Source organism: Arthrobacter sp. StoSoilA2 (genome assembly GCF_019977195.1).
Taxonomy (GTDB): Bacteria; Actinomycetota; Actinomycetes; order Actinomycetales; family Micrococcaceae; genus Arthrobacter.
On sequence record NZ_AP024643.1, the window covers coordinates 419,837 to 437,386 of the forward strand.

A 17,550-nucleotide genomic window follows, 5' to 3' on the forward strand; every position below is an offset into this window, starting at 1 on the left:
GGCGCCTGGTCTCCTAATATCTTTGATCCAATAGGAAAGATATATCAGTCACATACTATGGCATGTATCACACTGTGTCCAGACTCATTCAGGCCCGTTCGAGCCGGACGATGACGGACTTGGACGTCGGCGTCCCACTGGTATCGGCAACAGAGTCCAGCGGTACAAGGACGTTGGTTTCCGGGTAATACGCAGCGGCACACCCCTTGGGGGTGGAGTACGAAACGATGCGGAAGTCTTCTGCGCGGCGTTCAGTTCCCTGGAATTCTGAAATCAGGTGGACCATCTCGCCATCAGCAAATCCCAGCTCCGCGATATCGGACTCGTTGATGAGGACCACCCTCCGCCCACCATGGATGCCGCGGTAGCGGTCGTCCTTGCCGTAGATTGTGGTGTTGTACTGGTCGTGTGACCGCAGCGTTTGGAGCACCAGCCTGCCGGGCGGGACCTTGATGTATTCAAGCTCGTTGCCTGTGAAGTGTGCTTTGCCTGAAGCGGTATCGAACTTCCGGGCATCGCGCGGCGGGTGCGGCAGCACGAAGCCGCCCGGGTGCTGGATCCGCTCTTCGAAGTTCTCAAAGCCATCGAAGACGGCCTCGATGTGTTTGCGGATCAGCGAGTAGTCATCACGCATCGACAGCCATGCGGCCTTGGGGGCGTTGGGCAGGCGCACGGCGCCGTCGGTGAAGAGCCGGTGGGCAAGATTGCACACAATGGCAACTTCCGAGTGGAGGTGCTCGCTCGCAGGCTTGAGGCGTCCCCGGGATGCATGGACCGCGCTCATGGAGTCTTCCACGGTAACCCTCTGGTCACCGGTCCGCTGCGTGTCCTTCTCCGTGCGTCCAAGTGTTGGGAGAATCAAAGCCCGCTTACCCGTGGACAGATGCGAGTGGTTCAGCTTTGTGGAGATCTGGACACTCAACCGTGTGTTGGCGAGCGCTTGTTCGGTAACCTCCGAGTCAGGGGCGGCACGAACAAAGTTTCCACCCATCCCCATGAAGAAGCGGACCTTTCCGTCCCTCATGGCGCGGATGGCGGCAACAGTGTCATAGCCGTGCTCCCGTGGTGACAGGAACTCGAACTCGTTGTCCAGCCGGTCATGGAACTTTTCCGGCATCTTCTCGAAGATGCCCATGGTGCGGTCGCCCTGGACGTTTGAGTGGCCACGCACCGGGCAAACTCCGGCGCCGGGCTTGCCGATGTTCCCCTGAAGCAGCAGGACGTTAACGACGTCGCGGAGGGTAGGTACTGAGTGTTTGTGCTGGGTCAATCCCATGGCCCAGCAGACGATGGTGGCGTTCGAGGCCAGGAGCCGTTCGCCTGTGGAGTGGATCTGCTCCAGGGTGAGGCCTGTTGCTTCCACGATGTCGTCCCACTCCACCTTTTCCAGGAAGCGCAGGTATTCGTCGATGCCCACGGTGTGGTCCTCGATGAACCTGTGGTCAAGGACGGTTTCCAGGCCCGGGGTATTGCGGCCCGCGGCTTCGGCTTCCAGGAGGTATTTACCGAGGCCCTGGAAGAGGGCTTGATCGCCGCCGGCACGGATTTGCAGGAAGTCATCCGTCAGCTGGGTTCCCACCACCATGCCTGCTACGTGTTGGGGGTTTTCAAAGTGCAGGAGTCCGGCTTCGGGAAGTGGATTGACGGACACGATGACCGCGCCGTTCTTCTTGGCCTTCTCCAGGGCGCTGAGCATGCGCGGATGGTTGGTGCCTGGGTTCTGCCCGGCTACGAAGATGAGTGATGCCGTCTCCAGGTCGGTCAGGCTGACCGAACCCTTGCCGATTCCGATGGTTTCCACCAGCGCGGAGCCTGAGGACTCGTGGCACATGTTGGAGCAGTCCGGCAGGTTGTTCGTGCCAAGGCCGCGCACCAGGAGTTGGTAGACGAAGGCAGCCTCGTTGGAGGTTCGGCCGGATGTATAGAAGACTGCCTGATCGGGATGGTCCATGCCCCGGAGTTCCTCGGCCATGAGGTCATAGGCCTTGTCCCATTCGATGGGCGTGTAGTGGGTGGCGCCTTCATCGAGGAACATAGGGTGGGTCAGCCGGCCCTGCTGGCCGAGCCAGTAGTCATCGCGGGTCTTCAGTTCAGCAACGGAGTGCTGGGCAAAGAACTCTGGCGTGACACGGCGCCGGGTGGCTTCCTCGGCGACGGCCTTGGCCCCGTTCTCGCAGAACTCTGCCGCGTTGCGCTTCTCGTGTTCCGGCCAAGCGCAGCCCATGCAGTCGAATCCATCGATCTGGTTGACTGCCAGCAGCGTTTGTACGCTTCGCACCGGGCCCATTTGTTCCAGGGAGATTTTCAGTGCGTTGGCAACGGCTGGAATGCCGACAGCCTTTGTCTTGGGTTTGGTGACGGTCAGCTTTGACTCGTCGATGTTTTCACGTGGGGCTTTGGAAGCCATGCGATCTTCCCTTCAAATCTGGGTGGGCGGCTGAGGTCGTTGAAGCTGTAGACGTGGATGCCGGCAAACAGCGGATGGCCGTCGAGGGCCTGATGAACTTCCCGGATCAGCCCGGAGCTGTCATAGCGCATGACGTCACCACCGCGCAGGAGTGCCTTGGCCATTCCTGTGCCGCGGGCCAGCTTGAGTGAGCGTCCCACACCCAATCGCGCACCCATGGCCAGCAGCTTCTGCACGGACACCGGCCCGGGGACGCCCACCCAGACTGGAAGCCGTGATCCGGCCCGGTGCAACTCCTGCAGGTATGAGCTGATGGATTCCGCCGAAAAGCACATTTGCGTGACCATGGACGACGCCAGGGGTGACTTGCCGGCCAGGCTGCTCCGCAACTGTTCTGCGCTCAGTTGAGGGTGGCCTTCCGGGTAGCCGGCGATGCCAAGGGAGAAATCTTCCGGGAAGGCCTTGATGTCCTCCATCAGCTGGCCGCTCCAGGAATAAGGGCCGGCAGGTACGCTGCGGTCTCCGGCAATGAGGAAAAGTTCCCGGACGCCCTCGTCATGCAATTGACGTAGGAACAGGTGCAGCTCTGCCTGGCTGGCGATGCTCCGGGCTGCCAGGTGCGGGACGACGTGGTAGCCCAGCCGGGCAAGTTCAATCGACGCAGCGACCGTCCTGGCCGGACCGTGATGCGGCAGGCAGGTCACGCTGATCATCCCCGGCGCCTCGTAGGCGGGAGGCAGTTGCCGGGCAAGGTCAGCGGAGGGACTAACCTCCAAGCGGATCGGCGTTTCCATGGCTATCCAGCGGTTCCAGAAACCAGGGCCGTCTTCTCCAGCAGCCGTGCTTGTGCCCGGGCAGCTTCAGCGGTGTGGAGGAGCAGCAACGCGGTGGTCACTGAGCCCACCCCGCCGGGTACCGGCGTCAGGGCAGCCGCCACACCAGTGACACTGGCCTCGTCCACGTCTCCCACCAGGGAACCGTCGGGAAGGACGTTCGTTCCGACGTCGATCACTACCGACGCCGGCGAAACGTGGCTGCCCGTCAGCAGCCCGGTCCGCCCTGCGGCTACAACCACGACGTCGGCGGGCCGGGTATAGCGCTCAAGCGCCCCTGATTTGGAGTGGCAGATGGTGACGGTGGCGTCCTTTTCGAGCAGCAGCAGGGACAGCGGCTTTCCCACCACAGCGGAACGCCCGACGACGGCGACGCTCCGTCCTGCGAGCGGAACCTGGAAATGCTCAAGCAGTTCCACCACGGCCTGTGCGGTTGCAGGGGCGAAGGCGGGCTGACCCACGGCCAGGCGGCCCAGGCTGAGCGGGTTGGCGCCGTCAATGTCCTTTTCCGGAGCGATCAGCCCCACGAGAGCGTCTGTTCGAACACCCGCGGGCAACGGGGTTTGAAGAATAATGCCGTTGACCGATTGCTCAGCGCTGAGGTCTTTCAACACGCTCGCCAGCACCTGTTCCGTGGCATCATGCCCAAGGTCCAGGATCCGGCAACCTATTCCGGCGCGCTCCGCGGCGCGCTCAATGGAGCGGACGTACCAGTGCGTGGACTCGTCGTCCGTTGCCACCACCACGGCCAGTGAAGGGCGCTGGCCCTCATATTCAAGGAGGCGGGCCTCATCCTGTGCACGCTGCTGGATGAGGGCGGCCAGTCCCTTTCCGGAAAGCACTTCAGTACTCACGCGAGGATCCTTTCGCGTACGCGCTTGACGAGGGAATCAGCTGCGAGGACCACTTTTTCCTCAAGGCCGTCGGTCTGTTCTGCCAAGCGCGAGCGGGCTTCGCCATCCTTGATGGCCACTACGTTGATGTCGATGTTGACACGTGCGGTTGTGGCTGCGGCACGGGCAGCATCTGCTGCTGCCGCGACGTCGCTGATGACATTGGGGTTGGCCATGTCAAAGAGTTCCGTGGCGAGTTCCACCACCTCACCGGCCAGGTTGATCAGCTGGGCAGGTGTGTGTGCCGCCTGGACCAGGGCATCCTGGATGCCGGCAGCGCGCGCGGCCTTGAGTTCCCCGGTCCCGGACGGGAGTTTGTACGAATCAATTACTCGTTGGAAGGCGTGCTCATCGGCGTCTGCGAGGCGCAGCGCTTCAACAATTAAATGGTCCGCAGCGCTGGTGATGCGGGCAACGGGTTCTGCATGCTGCGCATACTTTTCACCCGTGGTGTACCTGGCCACCATGGCCACCAAGGCGGCGCCCTGGGCGGCGTGAAGGGCGGCGGCGGCACCTCCGCCGGGGGTGGGCTGCCGCGAAGCGAGCCTGGCAAGGTAGTCGTTGATGGTTTCTGAACTGATCATGTGTCTTCCTGGGCTGGTTGACGAAGTAAGGCCGGGCTGAAGTAGAACGGGTAAGACAGCGGCCCGGACCCCGTTGCGAGGGGATGAGTCCGGGCCGCTGGCCAACTGAAGCGTCCGCCAGGCCTTAGCCGCGGAGCCTGCTCATGGTGGGGTCGTACAGCGGGTCCTGGGTGACTGTCGCCTGGATACGGCGTCCGAAGTATTCGATCTCTACGGAATCACCAATCGAAACAGCGGCAGGAAGGTACGCGTACGCAATTGGCTTCTTCACCGAGTAGCCGTAGGCGGCGCTGGTGACGTAGCCGACCGCTTGGTCCTTGTAGAACACAGGCTCCTTGCCCAGCACCAGGCTGCGGCCGTCGTCGACCGTCAAGCAGCGCAAGCGCCGTGCCGAGCTTTCCTCAGTGCGTCCCTCAAGGGCGGCCTTGCCGACGAAGTTCTCCTTGGCCATCTTTACGGCGAAGCCGAGGCCTGCTTCGAAGGGGTCGTGCTCCGTGGTCATGTCGCTGCCCCACGAGCGGTAGCCCTTTTCGAGGCGCAGTGCGCTAAAGGCGGCGCGTCCTGCGGCAATGACGCCGAACGGCTGGCCGGCCTTCCAGAGCGCATCCCACAGGCGCTGGCCGTTGTCCGCGCTGGTGTAAAGCTCCCAGCCCAGTTCACCAACGTAGGAAAGCCGCATGGCGGTAACGGTGACGCCGCCGATGGTGACCTGCTTGGAGCGGAAGTACTTCAGGCCGTCATTAGTGAAGTCGTCGCTGCTGGCGTTGCTCATGAGGTCGCGGGCCAGCGGACCCCACAGGCCGATGCAGCAAGTGCCACCGGTGGTGTCCCGAACCTGGACCCAATCGCCGGCGCTGCCGTTTTCAGTCTGGTGACGGGCCGCGCGCTCAAAGTAAGCGGTGTCAATGTTGCCATTGGCACCCAACTGGAACGTGTCCTCACTCAGGCGGGCCACGGTGATATCGCTTCGGATTCCACCGGCCTCATCCAGGAGCAGCGTGTAGGTGACCGCGCCGGGCTTCTTGGCCAGATCACCCGTGGTCAGTTCCTGCAGCAACTTCAGGGCACCGGGACCGGATACCTCAAGGCGCTTGAGGGGAGTCATGTCATACATGGCAACTGCGGTACGGGTCTTCCACGCCTCGGCGGCAGCAATCGGCGAGCTGAACATTCCGGACCAGGCGTCGCGGGCAGGCGGCTGCCACTCGTCAGGCATTTCCTTCAAAAGTTCAGCGTTGGCCTCGAACCAGTACGGGCGCTCCCATCCGCCACCCTCAAGGAAGTAGCCACCCAACTGCTTGTGCCGGGCATGGAAGGGGCTGACGCGAAGGTTGCGGGGGGAGAGCTTGGGCTGGAGCGGGTGCAGGACATCGTAGATTTCCACGAAGTTCTGCTGCGAAGTTTCGCTGACGTATTCAGGCGTCAGCTGGACTTCTTCGAAGCGGTGGATGTCGCAGTCTCCAAGGTCGATCTGCGACTTGCCGTCAACCAGTACCTCGGCAACGGCGCGGGCGATGCCGGCAGAGTGGGTGACCCACACGGCCTCGGCAACGAAGAAGCCGTCAACTTCCTTGGATTCGCCCACCAGGGAGCCGCCGTCCGGGGTGAAGGAGAAGATGCCGTTGAAGCCATCCTCGATCTCACTTTCGCGCAGTGCCGGCAGGATCTGCTTGGTTGCTTCCCACGCGGGGAGGAAGTCCTCAAGGGTGAAGTCAAGGCGCGAAGGCATGTTGTGTTCGCTGATGCTGCTGGGCTCGTAGCTGCCCAGCTCGTCAAGATCCACAGGCATGGGGCGGTGTGCGTAGGAGCCGATTCCGTAGCGCTCGCCGTGCTCGCGGTAATAGAGATCCTGGTCCTGGTGGCGGAGGATGGGCAGCTGGGCGCCGTTGGGTAGTTCGTTCTTGCCCTTCTGGGCGGGAACCGGCGTCGTTTTTACATATTGGTGGGCCAGCGGGAGGAGCGGTACGGACATACCGATCATCTCGCCGATTTTCGCACCCCAGAAGCCGGCGCAGGAAACCACAATGTCGGCGGGGATGACGCCATCGGCGGTCTGGACGCCCGTGACGCGTCGGCCGGACTGCTCAATTCCCGTGACTTCGGTGTTGCCGAGGTACTTGACTCCGGCAGCTTCGGTCCGCTTGATCAGCAGCTGGACCGCGCGGGCGGCCAAGGCCAGGCCATCGGTGGGAACGTGAAGGCCACCAAGGATGTCTTCCTCGTTGATCAGGGGGTAGAGCTCCTTGCATTCCTCGCGGGAGAGGATCTTGCCGTCGATGCCCCACGACTGTGCGTAACCGAGCTTGCGCTTCAGGTCAGCCAGGCGGGTCTCTGTAGTCGCGACTTCCAGGCCTCCCACCTGGTTGAAGCAGCTCTGGCCATCTTCGGTGAGTGAGAGCAGCTTTTCCACCGTGTACTTGGCGAACAGTGCCATGGACTTGGAAGGGTTCGTCTGGAAGACCAGGCCCGGTGCGTGGGACGTGGACCCTCCGGGCATGTTCAGCGGCCCCTGGTCCAGGACGGTGATGTTGTTCCAACCGCGGCTGACCAGTTCGTCGGCGAGGTTGGTGCCGACAATCCCAGCGCCGATGATGACAATGCGAGGCGTCGATGTCATGAAAGTTTCTCCTGCTGAAGTTCGTGTGTGTGGACGGTGGGGAGGGAGTCTTACCGGAAGACGACTGTGCTGGTCTGGTCCAGCAGCACGCGGTGTTCGCAGTGCCAGCGGACAGCCCTGGACAGTGCCAGTGCTTCAGCATCCTGGCCCACCGTTGAGAGCGCGTTGGGGCCGTAGCTGTGGTCCACGCGGATGACTTCCTGCTCGATGATCGGGCCCTCGTCGAGGTCTGCCGTGACATAGTGCGCGGTTGCTCCAACAAGCTTCACGCCACGATCATAGGCCTGGTGGTAGGGGCGGGCGCCCTTGAATCCAGGCAGGAACGAGTGGTGGATATTGATGGCCCGGCCCTCGAGGGAGCGGCACAGGTTATCGGAGAGTACCTGCATGTAGCGGGCAAGCACCACCAGGTCAGCCTTGTACTCATCCACGAGTTCCAGGAGCTTCTGCTCCGCCTCGGCCTTGGTGTCCGGCGTAACCGGGATGTGGATGAAGGGCAGTCCGGCTGCCTCGGCCATGGCGCGGTGGGTCTCGTGGTTGGAAACAACAGCTACGAGGTCTCCGCCCAGGCTGCCGCCGCGCCAGCGGAAGATGAGATCGTTAAGACAGTGTCCAAACTTGGACACCATGACCAGCACGCGCTTCTTGGTCTGGTCATGGAAGCTGAATTTCATGTCGAAGCGGTCAGCGATTGCACTGAACTCTTCCTCAAGCCGGTCCGCCGAGTATTCGGGGGAGCCGGAAAAGGCGGTGCGAAGGTGCAGCGTCTGGCGGATGCCGTCGTCGAACTGCTGGTGTTCGTCAATGTTGAAGCCGCGCTCAAACAGGAAGGTTGTGACCGCCTGCACGATTCCGGCGCGTTCGACGCACGACAATGTGAGTACGAACTTCTGAGCCTGCTCGTCATTGAGCGCTGCTGGCTGGGGCAGGATGCTTGTTGGTGAGTCTGTCGCCACGAGGGTCATGTCTCCTCCTTTAGATATATTCTTGAGTCCCGTACTGATATATTAGGATTGGGAATCAGCGTATACTGGTCTCAAGGACAGGTCAATAGGTTTTCGGGAACTGCGGAAAGGGCTGGCACTGTGGCATTTGGAACTCTGGCAATCTCGGACGATACCAGCAGGAAATCCTTGGCCGACGTCGCGTATGAGCGTTTGCGCGACCGGCTCCTGATGCTGGACATCAAGCCCGGGGATCTCCTCAATGATGACCAGTTGGCGAAGGACCTCGGGATTGGGCGCACCCCCGTGCGCGAAGCCTTGAAGCGGTTGGAACTGGACCGCCTGGTGGTCACTTATCCGCGCCGGGGCACCTTTGCCACCCGCGTGGACGTGACTGACCTGGCCTTTATCTCAGAGATCCGCACCCAACTGGAACCACTGGCCGCGGCACGCGCGGCGCGCGTGGCTTCTGCGGCTACGAGGCAGCATCTGCGGGACGTCATGAAGGCCGTGGAGGACTTCGATGTTGCCGGCGCCTCCGTAGTGGAGACCCTGCGCCTGGATGCCAGCGTCCACCAAGGCATCTACGCGGCCGCGGCGAATCCACATCTCGAGGATGTCCTGATCCGCTATGACAACCTGGCCACCCGAATTTGGTGCATGGTCCTGGATCGGCTACCGGACCTTGAGCATCACGTCCGCGAACACCTGGACCTCTTGCGCGCGGTCATCGATGGTGATGAGGAGAAGGCCGCAGAGCTTGCAAAGGCGCACGTCACGGGCTTTGAGCACGCCGTCCGCACGGCACTTTTCGCAGCATAGGAATTTGCCTGGCGCGATCCGGGATTGACTCCCGGCTTCGGCGATTGCATACTGAACTCTAACTAATATATCACCCGGATATCAGGTGTTCTCCTGGCTCTTGGCCGGGCGTGCAGTTCCGGGAGCTTGTGATGAATCGCAGGCTTCAGTCCCTTGGAGTATCACGTGACCTTTACACCACGCCCGTTCGAACACATCACGCTCACTGGCTCGGGCCGCGTCAAGCGGGGCATGGCGGAGATGCTCAAGGGCGGCGTCATCATGGACGTCGTTAACGTCGAGCAGGCCCGTATCGCCGAGGACGCCGGTGCCGTCGCCGTCATGGCGCTCGAGCGTGTCCCCGCCGATATCCGCGCCCAGGGTGGCGTGTCCCGCATGTCCGATCCCGACATGATCGATCAGATCATCGCCGCCGTGTCCATCCCGGTCATGGCCAAGGCCCGCATCGGCCACTTCGTCGAAGCCCAGGTCCTGCAGTCCCTTGGCGTGGACTACATCGACGAGTCCGAGGTCCTGACCCCGGCCGACTACATCAACCACATCGACAAGTGGAACTTCACCGTTCCCTTCGTCTGTGGCGCCACCAACCTCGGTGAGGCCCTGCGCCGCATCAACGAGGGCGCGGCGATGATCCGTTCCAAGGGCGAAGCCGGCACCGGCGATGTTTCCAACGCCACAGGCCACATGCGCAAGATCCGTTCCGAGATCGCCAAGCTCGCAGCCCTCCCCGAGGACGAGCTCTATGTCGCGGCCAAGGAACTGCAGGCCCCGTACGAACTGGTCAAGGAAGTGGCCGCCACCGGCAAGCTTCCCGTTGTCCTGTTCACCGCCGGTGGCATCGCGACCCCGGCCGACGCTGCCATGATGATGCAGCTCGGCGCCGACGGTGTGTTCGTTGGCTCCGGCATTTTCAAGTCCGGCAACCCTGCCGAGCGCGCTGCCGCCGTCGTGAAGGCCACCGCCTACTATGACGATCCCGATGTGATTGCCAAAGTCTCCCGCGGCCTGGGCGAAGCCATGGTTGGCATCAACGTCGACGAAATCCCGCAGCCCCACCGCCTGGCAGAACGCGGCTGGTGACGTGCGATGTTGGGGGCGAAACCGGACAGGACAATTACCGGGCGCGGCCTGCGCAAGGACTGGGCACAGTTAACAGGCCATACTGTGGAGGTCTGGCTCTCGGACGACCTTGTCATGACAGGCGTGGTTGAGCAGGCGTCCGACGACGACTCCGTCCTTTGGATCGCAGCTGCCGGGGCATCTACAAGGAGGCTGTTCGATAAGTCAACCGGTTATCAGGTGTGGGTGTGATGATTGTCGTCCGTGCCTGATCCAAACTACTGCCAGTTCTCCGCGACCCGAGAAAGGAACCGATCGTGGTTCACAAAGTAAAAGCTGTCATCGCCAAGGAAAAGAACGCTCCCGTCACGTTGGAGACCATCCTGGTGCCGGATCCAGGGCCGGGTGAGGCGTTGGTGGATATCCTCACCTGCGGTGTGTGCCACACCGATCTGCACTACCAGCAGGGTGGCATCTCGGACGATTTCCCGTTCCTTCTGGGCCACGAGGCCACAGGCGTGGTCAGCGCGGTCGGCCCGGATGTCATGGATGTTGCCCCCGGAGACAGGGTCATCCTGAACTGGCGTGCGGTGTGCGGTCAATGTCGTGCCTGCGCCAAGGGCCAGCCGCAGTACTGCTTCAACACCCACAACGCTACGCAGAAGATGACGCTGGAGGACGGCACTGAGCTTTCGCCCGCACTGGGAATCGGCGCCTTCGCCGAGAAGACCCTCGTGGCTGCGGGTCAATGCACCAAGGTAGATGATTCGGTGGATCCCGCCGCAGTGGGTCTGCTGGGATGCGGCGTGATGGCCGGCATCGGTGCGGCCATCAATACCGGTGAGGTCAAGCGTGGTGAGTCCGTGGCCGTCATCGGGTGCGGCGGCGTGGGCATTGCCGCGATCGCCGGCGCCAAGTTGGCCGGTGCCACCACCATCATTGCCGTGGATATCGATGCCAACAAGGTGGACATGGCCAAGTCCCTGGGAGCCACCCACGGAGTGAACTCCAGCATCGAAGATCCGGTAGAAGCTATCCGGGCCCTGACGGGAGGCAACGGCGCAGACCTGGTGATTGACGCCGTCGGACGTCCCGAGACGTACAAGCAGGCTTTCTATGCCCGCGACCTCGCAGGCCGCGTTGTCCTGGTTGGCGTTCCTTCGCCCACCGCCACACTGGAGTTGCCGCTGCTGGATGTCTTCGGCCGCGGCGGTTCCTTGAAGTCCTCCTGGTACGGCGACTGCCTGCCTTCGCGCGACTTCCCGATGCTGGTGGAGCACTACAAGCAAGGCAACCTGAACCTGGACGCCTTCGTGACCGAACGCATCACGATCGACCAGGTGGAGGAAGCCTTCGCCCGGATGCAGGAGGGCAAAGTCCTTCGCTCCGTAGTGGAAATCGAACCGGCGGTGGCGCTCTGATGGCCGTCACCGTAGAGAACCGGGTCACCTCCGGAACGTTTTCGCTCGACGGCGGCACCTGGGACGTGGACAACAACGTCTGGATTGTTGGGGATGAGCAGGAATGCGTCATCATCGATGCCCCGCACGATGCCCAGGCCATCATCGAGCAGGTGCAGGGCCGAAAAGTCCTGGCCATCCTGCTGACCCACGCCCACAACGACCATATTGGGGCCGTTCGGGAGGTTGCTGACGCCGTTCAAGCGCCCATCTACCTGCATCCCGAGGACCTGGTGTTGTGGGAGCAGGTCTATCCGGACACCACGCCGGACAAGTACCTCAGCGACGGCGACGTTTTCACGGTCGCTGGAGCTGAATTGCGGGCCATCCACACGCCCGGCCACTCGCCCGGGTCCACGTGCTTCCTGCTGGAGGAACAGGACACGGTCTTCACCGGAGACACCCTGTTTAACGGTGGTCCGGGAGCAACCGGGCGGTCCTACAGCGATTACCCCACCATCCTGGCATCCATCCGGGAACGCCTCCTGACCCTGCCCGCCCACACGGTGGTGCGTACCGGGCACGGGGACAACACCACCATCGGAGCCGAGCGCGGGACGCTGGCCCTCCTAAAGCAGGACTAAGCGGCCGACTACCGGAGTCCCGCACTGTGCGCCAAGGCGATGGCCTCAGTGCGGGACCGGACGTCGAGCTTCCGGAAGAGATTCCGGATATGAAATTTCACAGTATTTTCGCTGACATTGAGTTCAGCGGCGATTGCCCGGTTACGTTGGCCGGCCGCCAGTAATTGCAGGACTTCCAGCTCCCTCGCCGCAAGGCCCCAAGCCGCGACATCCCCTGCCGGAGCTGATGGTGCATCCAACGGCAACACAACCGAGATGTCGGCTCCCCAGCCCTGCATGACGTCCAGGCTCATCCTGCCGTTAACGGCTTGCACGCGTTGGCGCAGGCGTTCGATATTGGGAGCCTCGGGGGATAGGTCGCCCCTGCCATCGTCACGGACGTTGATGAGCAGGTTCTCGCCGTCGCAGTCCCACTGAGCCCGGACACGATGCACGTCAGGTTGCTCGGCGATGGCCAGGACCAGGCCTCGAACCACGGCGCGGGCGGCGTGGGCTACTTCCCCTGGCAACGCCCTGCCGTTCGCAGGCGGTTCGATGAATTGGATATCGATGTTGCTGAAGTGCATCAGCGGCCGGAGGTCCTCGCGAAGCCTTTCGAACGCCGTGCTGACCGGCTCCTCCACAAGATCACTGGTGCGGTCGTTCAAGGTCCGCAGGCTGATCAGGGCCTTGACGGTCATGTCTGTGACGGCTGTACGGGCCGCGTGGTCGTCCATGGAGTTGGACCTCAACGCCGCGAGCACGGTTTCCAATGTGGTGGAGTGCTGATCCACCAACTCGGCAGTTACGCGGATCCGCTCCGCTGATGCGGCGCGGGATTCCAGAAGGTACGACGGCGGCGCGTCAGAGACTTTCTCCTGGATACGGGCCGCAGTGAGCCGCCAGAGGTAGGAGAGGACACGCCCGGCATCTTCTGCCTGGCCTTCCAGAGGATCGGTGAGGACCAGGAGGGCGTTGCTGGGCGCATAGCCCAAGGCCAATACCTCCCGCTCTTTCCCGGCGACAACAGCCTTGCCCCGCCAGGGGCCACCGCCTGGAATCACGGCCCTTACACGGTCCAGTTCCGGGATGGAAACCCTGCTGACAATGCTTTCCTCGCCCGCCTTCTTTTGCGGCCGGCCCGTGCAGTCCTCGGTAAAGATCACCAGGGCGCTGCATTTGATGAAGGGTGCAAGGGCGCCACGCAGGCTCTCTGCAATACGCATCAGGGGTGCTTGCGTGATATCTGCGATGGCGTCCAGAAGTTGCCACGGAAGGGCCCCGCCATCCGGGCGGCGTTTGGTCTCTGCCAGCTGGGTCATGGATGCAGCCTAAACGAAGAGGAGCCACGTTAACTACCCAAAAGGGTGGTATGAACTGCTCGTTTTCGGCGTTCCCCCTACCCGAACTGCCCGGAAGACTTGTCTATAGGCCCGAAAGGCTTGAGCACCTATCCACGAAGGAGTGAATGTGAACGTCACCGCAGAAACAGCAACTGCCACGAGCGCGGACGTAGCCGGCAATGTATCCCTGATCCTGGGCGAAGTCGCTGACACTACCTCCGGCATTGACTACGCCCAGTTGGCCCATCTTGCGGACAGGATCAAGGGTGCCGGACGTGTGTTCCTTGCAGGAGCAGGGCGCAGCGGCCTGGTCCTCAGGATGGCGGCCATGAGGCTGATGCACCTCGGCCTGACCGTCCATGTCGCCGGTGACACCACCACGCCAGCCATCAGTTCCGGAGACCTCCTGGTGGTTGCATCCGGTTCAGGTACGACGTCCGGTGTGGTCAAAGCCGCCCAGACCGCACTTGAAGCAGGTGCACAGGTTGCAGCCATCACCACCAATGCAGACTCGCCCCTGGCCGGGCTGGCCGACGCTTTGGTGATCATCCCGGCGGCCCAAAAGACGGACCACGGTTCAAACATTTCGCGCCAGTACTCCGGCAGCCTTTTCGAGCAGGCGCTGTTCCTCGCCACGGAGTCGGTTTTCCAGACCCTCTGGGACGCCGCCGACGAACCCGCTGAACAGCTCTGGCTGCGTCACGCCAACCTCGAGTAAGCCCAACTAAGTAGCAGCAGACGCCGTTATGAACGCTCAAAAGGGGCTCTGCTGCTACCTACTTGGGACCGCACCAACTCAACACAACCCACAAAGAAAGTAAGAACACTATGAAACTCCAAGTCGCACTTGACCTCCTCACCACCGAGGCAGCCCTGGACCTGGCCGGCAAAGTCGCCGAGCACGTTGACATCATCGAACTGGGCACGCCGCTGATCAAGGCAGAGGGCCTCTCCGCAGTGACCGCGATCAAGGAAGCACACCCCACCAAGATCGTCTTCGCCGACATGAAGACCATGGACGCTGGCGAACTCGAAGCCGACATCGCCTTCAAGGCCGGCGCCGACCTCGTCTCAGTGCTCGGAACGGCAGACGACTCCACCATTGCAGGCGCCGTCAAGGCAGCCCAGACGCACAACAAGGGCATCGTGGTTGACCTGATCGGCGTTGCCGACAAGGTCACCCGTGCGAAGGAAGCCCGCGCTCTCGGGGCCAAGTTCATCGAATTCCACGCTGGCCTGGACGAGCAAGCCCAGCCTGGCTTCGATCTTCGCGGACTCCTTAACGCCGGTGAAGAAGCCCGTGTACCGTTCTCGGTTGCAGGCGGCGTCAACCTCTCCACCATCCAGGCCGTGCAGTTGGCCGGTGCCGACGTAGCCGTGGCCGGTAGCGCCATCTACAGCGCCCTTGATCCGGAACTGGCCGCCAAGGAACTCAAAGCAGCCATCCAGTAAGGCCTGTTGCCCACTCACTGACCCCGCTTGAAGCCGCCCGGGAAGTATCCTTTGAAAGGGACTTTCCGGGCGGCTCGCTTTTTTGGGCCCCACATGGGCCCCACATGGGCCCCACTTTTCCGGCCCTCAGTTTTGTCGGACCTCAGGTTTCCGGGCCCCGTAGGTGTGCTTGTTCCAGTAGCTCCGTGAGCCAAGGCCGCTGCGCATGGCGGAACGTCAAGCCATCCGGCAGGCCTTGGACCGTGGGCTTCGATCCGACAATGTCGATGGTGATGCGGTCGCTTCCCATGGGGGCGTTGCCGATGTGGAGGTCTCCGAAGGACGACGGCAAAACAGGATCCAGCCAGACGCCGCCCAACGATATGTGGGCGTCGTAGCGCATGAGGCCCATCACCAGCTGAATGGGCGTTGTGGCAGCCCATGCCTGGGGTGAGCAGGCGGTTGGATACGGAACTGGTTCGCTGAATTGTTTCCGGTCGAATCCGCAGAAGAGTTCCGGGAGCCGGCCGCCTGAATACTCGGCGGCTTCCAGCAAGGCTGTGGCAATCCGTTGTGCTTCCTCCACAAATCCGTATCGCAGCAGTCCTTGGACAATCAGCGCATTGTCGTGCGGCCAGACTGAGCCGTTGTGGTAACTGGCCGGGTTGTAGGCGCCCATGTTGCTTGCCAACGTCCGGATTCCCCAACCACTGAACATCTCCGGGGACATCAGGTGCTCCACAACAGAGGGGGCCTTGTCCTCATCCATCAAGCCAAACCACATGGTGTGGCCCATGTTGGAGGCGCATGCGTCCACAGGCCGCTTGTCGCGGTCCAATGCAACGGCATAATAGCCCTTGTCCGGAAGCCAAAACTCTTCGTTGAACTTCTGCTTGAGGCGATCAGCGCGTTCCTGAAGTTCGGCAGCCAAGGTGAGGTCGCCGGCGTCGTACGCCATCCAGGCCCGGGACGTATAGGCGCCGTGCACGTACGCCTGGACTTCGCATAGCGCCAGGGGCGGTTCAGCGAGGGTGCCATCGGCAAAGTTGATGCCGTCCCAGGAGTCCTTCCATCCTTGGTTGATGAGCCCGTGCTCGTTGGGCCGCGCGTACTCCACGAAGCCATCGCCGTCCCGGTCGCCGTAATCACGGATCCACTCAAGGGCGCGGTCGGCGTTCGGCAGGAGGGCGGCGATAGTGTCCTTAGAGAATCCCCAGCGGCTGACCGATCCCAGGACAACCACGAAGAGTGGGGTTGCATCAACGCTGCCGTAGTACGCGGACTTTCCGCCGAGAGCGAGGCCGCTGGAGACGTCGAGCCTCACCTCGTGGAGGATCTTGCCCGGTTCTTCCTCACTGACCGGATCCACCACCGTTCCCTGGCGGTCGGCCAACGTTCGCAGCGTGCCCAAGGCCAGTGACGGGTCCACCGGCAGGGCCATTTCCGAAGCCCACAGCGAGTCGCGGCCAAACAACGTCATGAACCACGGCGCGCCGGCAGCAACCACCACCCTGTCCGGATGTTCCGGGTCCTGGATCCGGAGGGCGCCCAGGTCCTCATAGCTGCGGCGGAGCGTGCTCTCGATGGAGTGGTTGCTGATTTGCAAGGCAGGGATCCTGGCTACCCACTCCTGCCTGCGCCTGTCGCTGGGGGAGAGCTCACCCTGGGCTGGATGGGTGAACGGCACCGGCGTGCCGGCTCCATCAACGGTGGGCACCACGCTCACGCGGGTACTCCAGCTCCCAAAAGGGGGAATTTTCGCGGTGAAGCCCAACGCCTTTGCTCCGGCACCCGCACCTTCAGCCTGGATGACGACGCTTTTTCGGAAACCCTCCCATTTGCCGCGAATTTCCAGTGAATTGCCTTCAGGAAGCCGGGTCTCGGTCCAGTGGCGGGTAATCCTGGCCTCCTTCACCTCAAAAAGGTCCGCGAAGTCAGACTCGACCGTCAACAGGATCCGGCAATCCGCCGCTTTGGTGGAGTAGTTCCGGACTGTGATCTTCTCCAGGATTCCGGCCCCGACCTCGCGCAGCCGCTCCACCAGCAGCGGACTGTCCGCGTATCCATCGGAACGGGGCACCCGGGAGGCAAAGAGCGCCCGGTAAGGTTCCTTGGTCTCCGCGGCCAGTGGCTCAAGTGGTTGTCCGTTGACCGTCAGTTCCCACTTGGAGAGGATCCGGGTGTCCAGATGGAAGACACCCTGCGGTAGCTCAGGGCGGATGTCTCCGTTGGCGGCAGAAATGCAGAATGACGAGCCTTCCACCAGAGTGACCGTGCCGGAACCAAGGGGCCCGGCGGCAGTATCGGCATTCCATCCAGCCACGTCTGTGCCTCCAATCAGCGGAACAGTCAATCAGCCACAGTGCCCACGCAAACCGTTGCCTGGCTCGCCCGAGGGGCCGGTGTGCAGCCGCATGTGTGGACGTATCCGAAGCTACGCCGATGCGGCGGTGGGCACCAGAGGGTTGAAGGTTCGTTTGACGGTGTCGCCGCAGAGAATGCATCCAGAGTTAACCTACTTTCCGGTACAGGCGAACCCCAGGAGGACTATAGTGGGTGAACAGGACATTCGCTGATGCAGCCCGGCGGCCCGT

General features: G+C 62.4%; 15 protein-coding genes. 7 read left to right on the forward strand and 8 right to left on the reverse strand.

Going from position 1 to position 17,550, the window contains the following annotated elements:
- Positions 1-88: 88 nt before the first annotated feature.
- The 6 genes from LDN82_RS02080 to purU form a co-directional block, all read right to left on the reverse strand.
- Positions 89-2,407, reverse strand: coding sequence for an FdhF/YdeP family oxidoreductase (locus LDN82_RS02080; RefSeq protein ID WP_224166187.1), 2,319 nt, complete (start codon positions 2,405-2,407; stop codon positions 89-91).
- Positions 2,362-3,201, reverse strand: a complete 840-nt coding sequence (locus LDN82_RS02085) for a methylenetetrahydrofolate reductase (protein ID WP_224166188.1) — start codon at positions 3,199-3,201, stop codon at positions 2,362-2,364. Before LDN82_RS02085 ends, LDN82_RS02080 begins: the two co-directional genes overlap by 46 nt.
- Before the next feature lie 2 nt (positions 3,202-3,203).
- The gene (locus tag LDN82_RS02090; protein ID WP_224166189.1) at positions 3,204-4,094 is read right to left on the reverse strand and encodes a bifunctional 5,10-methylenetetrahydrofolate dehydrogenase/5,10-methenyltetrahydrofolate cyclohydrolase; all 891 of its coding nucleotides are present in this window, start codon (positions 4,092-4,094) and stop codon (positions 3,204-3,206) included.
- Positions 4,091-4,717 carry a cyclodeaminase/cyclohydrolase family protein gene (locus LDN82_RS02095; RefSeq protein ID WP_224095043.1) on the reverse strand — a complete coding sequence of 209 codons (627 nt, stop codon included), beginning with the start codon at positions 4,715-4,717 and terminating at the stop codon, positions 4,091-4,093. Before LDN82_RS02095 ends, LDN82_RS02090 begins: the two co-directional genes overlap by 4 nt.
- A 124-nt stretch (positions 4,718-4,841) precedes the next feature.
- Positions 4,842-7,334 (reverse strand): FAD-dependent oxidoreductase, encoded by a 2,493-nt coding sequence (locus LDN82_RS02100; RefSeq protein WP_224166190.1) that lies wholly within the window; start codon positions 7,332-7,334, stop codon positions 4,842-4,844.
- 50 nt (positions 7,335-7,384) lie between these two features.
- Positions 7,385-8,299, reverse strand: coding sequence for a formyltetrahydrofolate deformylase (purU, locus tag LDN82_RS02105; protein WP_224095047.1), 915 nt, complete (start codon positions 8,297-8,299; stop codon positions 7,385-7,387).
- 120 nt (positions 8,300-8,419) lie between these two features.
- Between purU and LDN82_RS02110 the strand changes: the two genes are divergently transcribed.
- The 5 genes from LDN82_RS02110 (at position 8,420) to LDN82_RS02130 (ending at position 12,203) form a co-directional block, all read left to right on the forward strand.
- On the forward strand, positions 8,420-9,100 hold the full coding sequence (locus tag LDN82_RS02110; protein WP_224095049.1) for a GntR family transcriptional regulator: 681 nt from the start codon (positions 8,420-8,422) through the stop codon (positions 9,098-9,100).
- 231 nt (positions 9,101-9,331) lie between these two features.
- Positions 9,332-10,180, forward strand: a complete 849-nt coding sequence (pdxS, locus tag LDN82_RS02115) for a pyridoxal 5'-phosphate synthase lyase subunit PdxS (RefSeq protein WP_275965525.1) — start codon at positions 9,332-9,334, stop codon at positions 10,178-10,180.
- Between the two features lie 6 nt (positions 10,181-10,186).
- Positions 10,187-10,411: a hypothetical protein gene (locus tag LDN82_RS02120; protein WP_216922220.1), complete on the forward strand. Its 225-nt coding sequence runs from the start codon at positions 10,187-10,189 to the stop codon at positions 10,409-10,411.
- Positions 10,412-10,476: 65 nt separating this feature from the next.
- Entirely contained in the window at positions 10,477-11,580 is a 1,104-nt protein-coding gene (locus LDN82_RS02125) for an S-(hydroxymethyl)mycothiol dehydrogenase (RefSeq protein WP_224166191.1), read from the forward strand.
- Entirely contained in the window at positions 11,580-12,203 is a 624-nt protein-coding gene (locus tag LDN82_RS02130; protein ID WP_224166192.1) for an MBL fold metallo-hydrolase, read from the forward strand. The genes LDN82_RS02125 and LDN82_RS02130 overlap by 1 nt, the downstream gene beginning before the upstream one ends.
- Before the next feature lie 8 nt (positions 12,204-12,211).
- On the opposite strand, the gene LDN82_RS02135 is transcribed toward LDN82_RS02130, so the two are convergent.
- Entirely contained in the window at positions 12,212-13,504 is a 1,293-nt protein-coding gene (locus tag LDN82_RS02135; RefSeq protein ID WP_224166193.1) for a response regulator transcription factor family protein, read from the reverse strand.
- Positions 13,505-13,652: 148 nt separating this feature from the next.
- Here LDN82_RS02135 and hxlB point away from each other — a divergent pair, with 148 nt between their 5' ends.
- Both hxlB and hxlA read left to right on the forward strand, forming a co-directional pair.
- Positions 13,653-14,243, forward strand: coding sequence for a 6-phospho-3-hexuloisomerase (gene hxlB, locus LDN82_RS02140; RefSeq protein ID WP_224095052.1), 591 nt, complete (start codon positions 13,653-13,655; stop codon positions 14,241-14,243).
- Between the two features lie 110 nt (positions 14,244-14,353).
- Positions 14,354-14,977 (forward strand): 3-hexulose-6-phosphate synthase, encoded by a 624-nt coding sequence (hxlA, locus tag LDN82_RS02145; RefSeq protein WP_224095053.1) that lies wholly within the window; start codon positions 14,354-14,356, stop codon positions 14,975-14,977.
- Positions 14,978-15,119: 142 nt separating this feature from the next.
- Here the strand turns inward: hxlA and LDN82_RS02150 are convergent, their stop codons facing one another.
- A complete protein-coding gene (locus LDN82_RS02150; RefSeq protein ID WP_224166194.1) occupies positions 15,120-17,279 on the reverse strand; it encodes a glycogen debranching N-terminal domain-containing protein in 2,160 nt (719 codons plus the stop codon).
- Positions 17,280-17,550 lie beyond the last annotated feature (271 nt).

Coding starts and splice junctions, on each gene's coding strand:
- LDN82_RS02080 (WP_224166187.1), bottom strand. CDS start 2,407: ATGGCTTCCAAAGCCCCACGTGAAAACATCGACGAGTCAAAGCTGACC.
- LDN82_RS02085 (WP_224166188.1), bottom strand. CDS start 3,201: ATGGAAACGCCGATCCGCTTGGAGGTTAGTCCCTCCGCTGACCTTGCC.
- LDN82_RS02130 (WP_224166192.1), top strand. CDS start 11,580: ATGGCCGTCACCGTAGAGAACCGGGTCACCTCCGGAACGTTTTCGCTC.
- LDN82_RS02095 (WP_224095043.1), bottom strand. CDS start 4,717: ATGATCAGTTCAGAAACCATCAACGACTACCTTGCCAGGCTCGCTTCG.
- hxlA (WP_224095053.1), top strand. CDS start 14,354: ATGAAACTCCAAGTCGCACTTGACCTCCTCACCACCGAGGCAGCCCTG.
- purU (WP_224095047.1), bottom strand. CDS start 8,299: ATGACCCTCGTGGCGACAGACTCACCAACAAGCATCCTGCCCCAGCCA.
- LDN82_RS02135 (WP_224166193.1), bottom strand. CDS start 13,504: ATGACCCAGCTGGCAGAGACCAAACGCCGCCCGGATGGCGGGGCCCTT.
- LDN82_RS02120 (WP_216922220.1), top strand. CDS start 10,187: ATGTTGGGGGCGAAACCGGACAGGACAATTACCGGGCGCGGCCTGCGC.
- pdxS (WP_275965525.1), top strand. CDS start 9,332: ATGGCGGAGATGCTCAAGGGCGGCGTCATCATGGACGTCGTTAACGTC.
- LDN82_RS02100 (WP_224166190.1), bottom strand. CDS start 7,334: ATGACATCGACGCCTCGCATTGTCATCATCGGCGCTGGGATTGTCGGC.